The organism is Lysobacter sp. 22409 (assembly GCF_052045105.1).
GTDB lineage: Bacteria > Pseudomonadota > Gammaproteobacteria > Xanthomonadales > Xanthomonadaceae > Lysobacter > Lysobacter antibioticus_B.
Map to the genome: position 1 here is coordinate 124,568 of NZ_JBQEOE010000009.1, position 9,244 is coordinate 133,811.

Here is a 9,244-nt window from a genome sequence, read left to right on the forward strand (position 1 = left end):
GATTCCGCGAACGCGGCCGTGATGGCCCGGACACGCAGCTCCCGCCTCGCCCGCTTCCGCTATAGCTAGATCGGCCGCCAACCGGCCGACCACCGACCCAGGCACCGATTCCCACAGGCTCCAGGGCCGATCGCCAACGCAACGATTCAGACGCATTCCATGGACCAACTCCTCGTCACCCGCATCGTCGAAGCCGCCTTGCTCGCGGCCAACCAGCCGCTCACGCTGGCGCAGCTGCATGCCCTGTTCCCCGAGGACCAGCCGGCTCCGGCCGACAGCGTCGAGACCGCGCTGGAGACCCTGCGCGAGGGCTGCGCCGAGCGCGGCGTGGAACTGGTCGAGCTGGCCTCGGGCTTCCGCTTCCAGGTCCAGGCCGACGTCCATGCCTGGGTCGCGCGCCTGTGGACCGAACGCCAGACCCGCTACACCCGCGCCACCCTCGAGACCCTGGCGCTGATCGCCTACCGCCAGCCGATCACCCGCGGCGAGATCGAACAGGTCCGCGGCGTCGCGGTCAGCAGCAACATCATCAAGGCCCTGGAAGAGCGCGAGTGGATCCGCGTCGTCGGCCACCGCGACGTCCCCGGCAAGCCGGCTCTGTTCGGCACCACCAAGACCTTCCTCGATTACTTCGGCCTCAAGCGCCTGGACGAACTGCCGCCGCTGTCGGAACTCAAGGACATCGGCGAGCTCGAACCGCAGTTGCCGCTCGACGGCGAAGCGATCGCCGCCGGCGGCATCGCCACCGGCCACGACGACGAGACCGGCCTCGATCAAACCAGCCTCGATCAAGCCAGCAACGATGCCGAAGCCGGCGAGGACGACGGCGACTCGGTCGCCGGGTCCACCGAATCGGGCGACTCGAACGACGGCGCCGACGACAGCGTCGACGGCGACGAAGCCCACACCCAATCCGACGACGCCGGCGCCGACACCAGCGCCGACGCCGACAGCGATACCGATAGCGACACCGATACCCACACCGATACAACCGTCCTTTCGGACGACCCCGAAGCCGCGCCGGGCGAGCGCGCGGCGGACGCGAACGATCACGAGCAAGACCAACACGCCGTCGAGACGACGACCGTTCCGGAATTTGAGGCCGAGTCCGAAGACGACCGGCCGGAGCAACAGAAATGACTGAAGAAAACCGCCGCAAGCTCTCACTGAAGCGCGGCAGCGATGCCGGCGCCACCGCCGAGGCGCCGCGTCTGGAAGAACGCCTGCACAAGGTCCTCGCGCAAGCGGGCCTGGGCTCGCGCCGCGCGCTCGAGCAGCGCATCGCCGACGGCCTGGTCAAGGTCAACGGCGAGACCGCACAGGTCGGCATGAGCATCAAGGGCGGCGACAAGATCGAACTCGACGGCCGCAGCTTCATCGCCAGCGCCCTGACCGAGCCCTCGCGCGTGCTGATGTACAACAAGCCCGAAGGCGAAGTGACCACGCGCGAAGACCCCGAGGGCCGTCCGACCATTTTCGATTCCCTGCCCGCTCTGAAGGGCGCGCGCTGGATCGCGATCGGCCGCCTCGACATCAACACCACCGGTCTGCTGCTGCTGACCACCGACGGCGAACTCGCCAACGCGCTCATGCATCCCTCCTTCGAGGTCGAGCGCGAGTACGTCTGCCGCGTGCGCGCACCGGAAGGCCAGGAGCAGGTTCCCGATAATCTCGTCGACCGCCTCGCCCGCGGCGTCGCTCTCGAGGACGGCCCGGCCAAGTTCGACGAGATCGAACGCATCGGCGGCAGCGATTCGCACGACTGGTTCCGCGTCGTGGTCAAGGAAGGCCGCAACCGCGAAGTGCGCCGTTTGTGGGAATCGCAGGGCTGCCAGGTCAGCCGCCTCAAGCGCATCCGCTACGGCACCGTGTCGTTGCCGCGCGAACTGCTGCGCGGCCACTCGCAGGAGTTGGTCGGCGACAAGGTCGACGCCCTGCGCGGCGACCTCGGCCTGGAAGACGGCACGCCTTCGGCGCTGACCCTGCAGCCGGTGATCGGCCAGCGCAAGGCCGCCAAGTCGACCGTGCACCTGTCCGGCGAGCGTTCGCACGGCTACGTCGGCGGCCACAACACCGCCGACGAAGGCCGCGAGCTGCGCCGCTTCGACCATGTCCGCGAAGACCGCGGCGGTCGCGGCCGCGGCGGTCCGCGCAAGCACGGTGGCCTGACGGTCAGCGGCGAAGCCGCGGCCAACCAGTCGCACAAGCCGTTCAAGCAGCGCAAGGAAAAGGGTCCCAAGCCCCTGCCCGACGGCAATCCGGCCGCGTTCCGTACCTGGTACGTGCCCGATGGCGTCGAGACCGGCCCGAGCGGCCACCGCAATCCCGACGGCCAGGGCCGTAAGCCCTACGCCGGCAAGCCGGGCGGCGCACGCGGTCCCGGCGCGGGTGCCGGTGCAGGCGCCGGTCGCGGTCGTCCGCACGGCGGCGGCCCCGGTGGCGGCGGCTTCGGCGGCGAGCGCAACGGCAACACGCCCTACGGCGGCGAGCGCCGCAGCGGCGGCGGCCAGGGTCAAGGCCAAGGTCAGGGCCAGCGCGCTCCGCGTCCCTACGGTCACCCCGGCAATGCGCCGAGCTTCCCGTCCGACCACGCCAACCCCGGCAGCTTCAATCCTTACGGCGGCGAACGTCCGCGCAGCAATGCGCGTCCGGCCGGCGGCAAGCCCGGTCCGGGCGCCCGCCCCGGCGCCGGCCCGCGTCCCGGCGGCAATGCCCGTCCGGGTGGCGCGCCCCGTCCCGGCGGCGCACCGCGTCCCGGTGGCGCAGCCCGCCCGAGCGGTCCGCGTCCCGGTGGCCCGCGTGGCGGTGGCCGCCCCGGCGGCGGCCGCGGTCCGCGCGGCGGCGTCTGAACCCAGACGTCAGCAACGCTGATGCAAGACACGACAAAGGGCGCTTCGGCGCCCTTTGTTTTTGTGCGCGCCCGGCTGTTCGTCCGCACCCGCCGAATCGCTTCGAGAGCAGGAGCGGCGTCCCACGGGGATTTCCTGCGGTCGTGAGCCGCGGCCACGCGACGACCGCTTGCATCGAAACCGCTTCGCCCGCGATCACTCCGCCCTACTTCTACGATCCCGACAACACCTCCGATCCAGGCGTCTGTCCGCGCTATCGAATATGCGTTCGCAGCAAATCCACCGTCCGCGTTGTTTTCACGACGCAGTTCCGAAGGAACTCGCGCCGATTCAGATAGCACATTAAACCGACGCGCTTGCCGGCCATTGACGCTGAAAACACGCGCAATCGCATCCGTACCGCCACTTCCATCACGCTATCGGCAGTGTCGAAAGCCGATTACGAAACCTGTTCGCGATGCGACGTTTCGTTTCGATCTGCTCGCCGAAAAACCTGCAACGAAACCCTTAAAAACAAGGAACTTTCGTTTCCGACGCGGTTATTGACGCCCCCCTGCGGCTCATGCTCAATCGCCGAGTCGCGACATCCGCAACACAGGACACGCATTCGCCAGGACGCGAATCGACGCCTTCGGCGAGGGCGATCGAAGCGGCGATCGCCCTCGCCGGCCAAGCCGAAGACCGAACCCGAATCGTTCCTGCCGGTCCATCGAATCCGAGCAATAGGCCAGGCACGCCGCAAGCATCGCGGCCTGGACCCGATACGTCCATGACGAAGCCGAGATCTCGCCATGGGCAGTCCGCAACCCGTCGTCGATAGGAGTCCGTATGCGCTACGCGAAGATCGTCCTGCTACTGCTTTGTCTGACCTTGCACGGCACCGCCGCAGCGGTCGTCGCCGGCGGCATGGTCGCGATAGACCGCACTTGGCCGAGCCAGCCCGGCGGTTACCTGGATATGGACTTCAGCATCGCCATCACCCAGGAGCCCGGCTACAACGGGCGCACCTATTGGGCGCATCAGTTCGCGCTCAAGAACGGCGACGGCGGCTACGTCGGCCTGCAACAACGCAGCAATGCCGACAAGGCACTGAATTTCTCGATCTGGCAGGCCACCGGCTGGGTCGCCGAAAGCGGCACCCTGTGCAGCCATTTCTCCCACGAAGGCAGCGGCGTGCAGTGCTGGGTCGCTTATCCCTGGGTGCAGGGCAAGAAGTACAAGATCCGCATCGTCAGCGAAGCTCCCGGCAGTTGGAGCGCCTACATCACCGATGTCGCGACCGGTGCGCGCCGCAAGGTCGCCAGCATCCAAGTGCCGCAGACCTGGGGCGGCCTCAACGAGAAGACCGTCGAGTTCCTGGAGAACTTCGCCCAGGGCGCCGATCAACTGGAAAGCTGCGCGGCCGCGCCGGCGACGAGTGCGGTGTTCTTCCGCCCCAGCGCCGAGAACGGCGCGGTCGCGCCATCGACCAGCACCAGCAAGACCTACGGCAACTGCGAATCGATCGCCCGCGCCTCCTGTACCGCGGAGCAGGACTGCATCGCCGCCGACAACAAGTTCGGCACGCTCGGTTCGCCGAAGGTGCTGCTCAACACCTACAGCGGCTATTGCCTGGATACCCTGGCCGGCGGCACTCAGGCCGGATTGTGGAGCTGCGCGAGCAACAACAACCAACTGATCGAACGCGACGACAGCTTCCGCATGATGATGCGCAGCCGCAGCCAGTGCCTGCAGGCGGAAAGCGACGGCAGCGTCCGGCTCGCGGCATGCGGCAACGGCTCGGCGCAACGCTGGATGCCGATGCCGGGCTCGGATGGGCTGTACAACGTAGACAGCGGCACCTGCCTGGACCCGCTCAACAACGCCGCCCAGGGCGCTTATCTGCGCGTCTATACCTGCCTCGGCAACGGCTATCAGAAGTGGCGCTTGAACCCCTGAGCCCCTGCCCCCCCGAACCAGGGCTCGTTTCCTGAGTGCTGCCGCCCGGATGCGACGGCTTCATCGAAGCCCGCACACCACGCCGTCATCGCCTGCGATGGCGGCGTTTTCGTTTTCGAACCCGCAAGCGCGCCGGAGACATCGACCTGCGAAGGTCTCGTGCATGCGCCATGCGCCCGGGGTTCCGCGAAGCCGGCCTACGCGGGCCCGCCCGCAGCCCATGCCGAAAGGTGGCACCATCTCGGCTACGCCCCGCAGCGATCGCCGCCGCGCCCACACCCCGACGCAGGACGACACGCCGCAACGCTGACGCCATCCGCTTCCGCCCCGTTCTGCACCGAGAAAGACCGATGCGAAACACCCGCCAACGCCGCGAACGGATCCTGCAGATGCTGGTCAAGCACGGCAGCGTGCACGTCGCGCATCTGGCCGAATCGATGGACGTGTCCACGGTGACGATCCGCGCCGATCTGGCCCAGATCGAGTCGCAGGGCCTGGCCAAGCGCAACCACGGCGGCGCCACCCTGGTGCGCACGCCGCCGCTGGAACAAGACATCCATCAGAAGGACAGCCTCAACAGCAGCTTGAAGGAATCGATAGGCGCCCGCGCGGCGCAGCTGATCCGGGCCGGCGACAACGTCATCATCGATTCCGGCACCACCACCATGACCCTCGCGCGCCATCTGCGCCACGCCGAGGGCGTCACGGTGATGACCAACGGCCTCAATATCGCCTGGGAACTGGCCAACGCGACGGGTGTCGAGGTGATGCTGACCGGCGGCCTGTTGCGCAAGCAGTCGCTGTCGTTCCAGGGCGCGCAGGCCGAGGCCAGCCTCACCAGCTACAGCTTCGATGCGCTGTTCCTCGGCGTCGACGGCCTCGACCTGCAGTTCGGTCTGAGCACGCATCACGAAGGTGAAGCCAGCCTCAACCATCGCATGGTCGAACGCGCGCGCAAGGTGATCGTGCTGACCGACGCGTCCAAGTTCGGCCGCGTCGGCCTGCATCGCATCGCCCAGTTGGAATGCGTGCATACCATCATCACCGACTCCAGCATCAGCCCGGAATACAGCCAGGGGCTGCTGCGTCTCGGCATCGAGCTGATCGTCGTCGACTGAGGCCGACGACGATCAGTCTTACAGCCCCAGCTCGCTGAGCCCCGGGTGATCGTCGGGACGCCGGCCCTGCGGCCAATGAAACTTGCGTTCGCTCGCCGCGATCGGCCGGTCGTTGATGCTCGCCAGACGCACCGCCATCAGGCCGTCGTCGCCGAACTCCCAGTTCTCGTTGCCGTAGCTGCGGAACCATTGCCCGGAATCGTCGCGCCATTCGTAAGCGAAGCGCACTGCGATGCGAGCGCCGTCGAAGGCCCACAGTTCCTTAATCAGGCGGTAGTCGAGCTCGCGGGTCCACTTACGTTCGAGCAAGGCCACCGCGGCTTCGCGGCCGTCGACGAATTCGGCGCGGTTGCGCCAACGGGTATCGACCGAATAAGCCTGGCCGATGCGGGCCGGGTCGCGCGAATTCCAGGCGTCTTCGGCCAGGCGGATCTTTTCGATGGCGCTGTCGCGGGTGAACGGCGGCAAGGGCGGACGGGTATGCATGAGGGCGGCTCCAGAGCGCACGTAGACGAACCAGTCTACTTGGATAAGAATTGATGTAGACAGATCGGTCTACATGGTAAAATTACCTCATGTAGACAGAGCTGTCTACACGATTGGCGCCGGTAGACGAATCGGTCTACCATCGCGCCATGAACCGCAAAGCCGCTTCGCCTGCCCAGCCAGTGCCCGCCCGCGAGCGGATCCTGCAGACCGCCCACGATCTGTTCTATCTCGAAGGCATCCGCGCCACCGGCATCGACCGGGTGATCGCCGAGTCCGGCGTCACCAAGGTCACGCTGTACCGGCATTTCCCGAGTAAGAACGCCCTGATCCTGGCGTTCCTGCACTACCGCCACGAGCGCTGGATGACTTGGTTCGATGCGGCCTTGCAGCGCCACGGCGCAGCGCCCGGACACGGCGCCGAGGCGCTGGTGCCGGCCCTGGCGGAATGGTTTTCCCATCCGCATTTCCGCGGCTGCGCCTTCATCAATGCCGTGGCCGAGATCGGCCCGGCGCTGCCCGAAGCGGTCGAATGCTCGCGCCAGCACAAGCGCGAGCTCGCCGAACGCATCGCCGCGCTGCTGCCGGCGTCGGCCGAACGCGATGCGCGCACCGCTGCGATCGCCCAGGCCTTCGACGGTGCGATCGTGCGCGCTGCCGCCGATCCCGCCGCTGCACAGGACGCCCTGAATGGACTCGCGCTGACCATCGAGGCCTTATCGGCGGCGAATCGCTGAGCGAAACGCCGAGCAGAACGGGCCCCACGTCACGCGTCGCGCGTGAACCCCGTTGCAGGCTCGACTCACTTCACACAGACCCCATACGGGCTTCGTCGAGCCTGCCCAGACTGCACCGGTCTCCCCACGAGAAACCGGAATGAACCTCGACCCCCAAGCCTACGACTGCGACCTGGTCGTCGTCGGCGCCAGCTTCGCCGGCGCCGCCTGCGCCCTGGCCGCCGCGCGCGCCGGCCTGCGCGTGGTGGTGCTCGAACGCAAGCGCGACCCCGGCGAGAAATTGCGCACCACCGGCATCGTGGTCAAGGAAGCCGCCGAACAGACTTGGCTGAGCCGCGCGCCGGCCGGCTGCCTGCACCGCGTCGAACGCGTACGCCTGTATTCGCCGCGCCTGCGCAGCATGGCCTTGAGCGCACCGGGTTATTACTTCCTGACCACCGACACACCGCGGCTGATGCGCTGGCTGACCCAGGAACTGGTCCGCCACGGCGTCGAGTTGCGCCTCGGCACCTCCTTCACCCAGGCCGAGCGCGAGGACGACGGCTGGCGCATCGAAGGCGTGGGCCGCACCCGTTTCCTGGTCGGCGCCGACGGCGCCAAGTCGCGCGTCGCCGAGCGCACCGGACTGGGCCAGACGCGCGAGTTCCTCTACGGCATCGAGTACGAGTTTCCCGGTGCCGCCCTGCCCGAGTCCGGCGCCCTGCACTGCTTCGTCAGCAAGCGCTACGCGCCCGGCTACATCGGCTGGGTGGCGCAGAACCCGACCGGCGTCCAGGCCGGCCTGGCGGTGCGCCACGACCCCGAACGCGCGCGCGTGCCCGACATCGACGGCTTCCTGCAGCGCGTGCGTTCGGTGGTCGGCCTTGACGCCGATGTGCAGCCTGCGGCGACCCGCGCCGGCCTGATCCCCTGCGGCGGCCCGGTGTTTCCGCTCGCCCGCGACGGCGTGATGCTGACCGGCGACGCCGCCGGCATCGTCTCGCCGGTCACCGCCGGCGGCATCCACTCGGCCTGGGCGCACGGCGAAACCCTGGGCCAGGCGATCGCCCTGCATGCGCTCGGACAGGGCCCGGCGCCGGAATCGGTCGCCCGCGACAGCGCCCCGCGCTTCCGCCGCAAGCGTGCGCTGCGCTGGGCCTTCGATCATTTCCAGTTCGACTGGCCGTTCGACCTGCTGTTGCATTCGGCGCCGCTGCGTTGGGCCGCCGAACAGGTCTATTTCCACAAACGCGGCAGCCGCGAACCGGACGAGGCCGCCGCATCGCGGCCTTCGGAAAGCCTGTGAACATGCGCCACGGCGCGCTCGACACCTGCGAGCCGGCGTACAGTGGCCGCATGACCCTGTCTGCCCTGCCCGCTACGCTCGCCTGTCTGTTGGCCGCCGCCTTGGCCTACGGGGACGCGACGGCTGCGCCCGCTGCGGCCGCCTTGCAGGTCGAGATCGACTCGCGCCAGCAGGACTTACTGCTGGTCGACGGCGCCAGGCGCAAACCGCTCAAGCTCGCGCGCATCACCGATGTCGACGGCGCCGTCGAGCGGCGCGCGCTGCTGGCCGACTCCGGCCACGGCCCGGCCGAACTGCGTTATCTGTTGATCGAGGTCGACACCGCCAGCCGCAGCGACCGCACGCAGGGCCATTGCGGCGCCGGCATCGAGACCGACCTGGTCTGGCTGGCGCTCGATGCCGCCCTGCAGGTGCGCAAGCACGACGCCTACCGCATAGCCTCCTGTCTGCAGTCGATCGAAGCGGGCGAGCGTGTCGTCGCCGCCGATGGCTCGCTGCGCGTGTCCTTGCTGCGTCCTGGGCGCGACGGCGAACCCGATCGCGAGGTCACCGTGCGTTACGACGCCGCCGACCCGAGCCAGGGCCTGCAGGTCCACGACCGCCTGCGCTGAACGCTGCCGTCCCTTATCCAACGAAGCGGCGTGCTCGCGCCAGGGCAGGAGCGACGGCCTGCCCGAGCTGCTCCTGCCGTTGCTGTTGCTGTTGCTGTTGCTGTTAAAGGTTGGCGCAGCTCCGAACTTGAGAGAACACCTGGAGACCCGGAGGGCGGCGCACAGGACGTGCGCCCAGCCTTTAAAAAGGAATGACTCGATAGGACAAGGATGTCCTATC

Annotated in this window: 8 protein-coding genes; 7 read left to right on the forward strand and 1 reads right to left on the reverse strand. The window is 68.1% G+C overall.

Translation table 11 applies throughout. The features are described from left to right. Positions 1-159: 159 nt before the first annotated feature. The 4 genes from scpB to ACTJJK_RS07085 all read left to right on the forward strand — a co-directional run bounded on the left by scpB (position 160) and on the right by ACTJJK_RS07085 (position 5,905). Complete coding sequence (gene scpB / locus ACTJJK_RS07070) at positions 160-1,140, forward strand: SMC-Scp complex subunit ScpB (RefSeq protein ID WP_440729855.1); 981 nt, start codon at positions 160-162, stop codon at positions 1,138-1,140. Next, the gene (locus ACTJJK_RS07075) at positions 1,137-2,849 is read left to right on the forward strand and encodes a pseudouridine synthase (protein WP_031370764.1); all 1,713 of its coding nucleotides are present in this window, start codon (positions 1,137-1,139) and stop codon (positions 2,847-2,849) included. Before scpB ends, ACTJJK_RS07075 begins: the two co-directional genes overlap by 4 nt. Positions 2,850-3,677: 828 nt before the next feature. Next, positions 3,678-4,787 carry a DUF3472 domain-containing protein gene (locus tag ACTJJK_RS07080; protein ID WP_440729856.1) on the forward strand — a complete coding sequence of 370 codons (1,110 nt, stop codon included), beginning with the start codon at positions 3,678-3,680 and terminating at the stop codon, positions 4,785-4,787. Positions 4,788-5,137: 350 nt separating this feature from the next. Further along, positions 5,138-5,905 (forward strand): DeoR family transcriptional regulator, encoded by a 768-nt coding sequence (locus ACTJJK_RS07085; protein WP_440729857.1) that lies wholly within the window; start codon positions 5,138-5,140, stop codon positions 5,903-5,905. Positions 5,906-5,923: 18 nt separating this feature from the next. Here the strand turns inward: ACTJJK_RS07085 and ACTJJK_RS07090 are convergent, their stop codons facing one another. Then, the gene (locus tag ACTJJK_RS07090; RefSeq protein ID WP_031370761.1) at positions 5,924-6,391 is read right to left on the reverse strand and encodes a nuclear transport factor 2 family protein; all 468 of its coding nucleotides are present in this window, start codon (positions 6,389-6,391) and stop codon (positions 5,924-5,926) included. A gap of 149 nt (positions 6,392-6,540) precedes the next feature. Between ACTJJK_RS07090 and ACTJJK_RS07095 the strand changes: the two genes are divergently transcribed. The 3 genes from ACTJJK_RS07095 (at position 6,541) to ACTJJK_RS07105 (ending at position 9,024) form a co-directional block, all read left to right on the forward strand. Continuing rightward, positions 6,541-7,128: a TetR/AcrR family transcriptional regulator gene (locus ACTJJK_RS07095; protein ID WP_440729858.1), complete on the forward strand. Its 588-nt coding sequence runs from the start codon at positions 6,541-6,543 to the stop codon at positions 7,126-7,128. 139 nt (positions 7,129-7,267) lie between these two features. Beyond that, positions 7,268-8,413, forward strand: coding sequence for an NAD(P)/FAD-dependent oxidoreductase (locus ACTJJK_RS07100; RefSeq protein ID WP_440729859.1), 1,146 nt, complete (start codon positions 7,268-7,270; stop codon positions 8,411-8,413). Further along, positions 8,410-9,024 (forward strand): hypothetical protein, encoded by a 615-nt coding sequence (locus ACTJJK_RS07105; RefSeq protein ID WP_440729860.1) that lies wholly within the window; start codon positions 8,410-8,412, stop codon positions 9,022-9,024. The genes ACTJJK_RS07100 and ACTJJK_RS07105 overlap by 4 nt, the downstream gene beginning before the upstream one ends. The last annotated feature ends 220 nt before the right edge of the window (positions 9,025-9,244 follow it).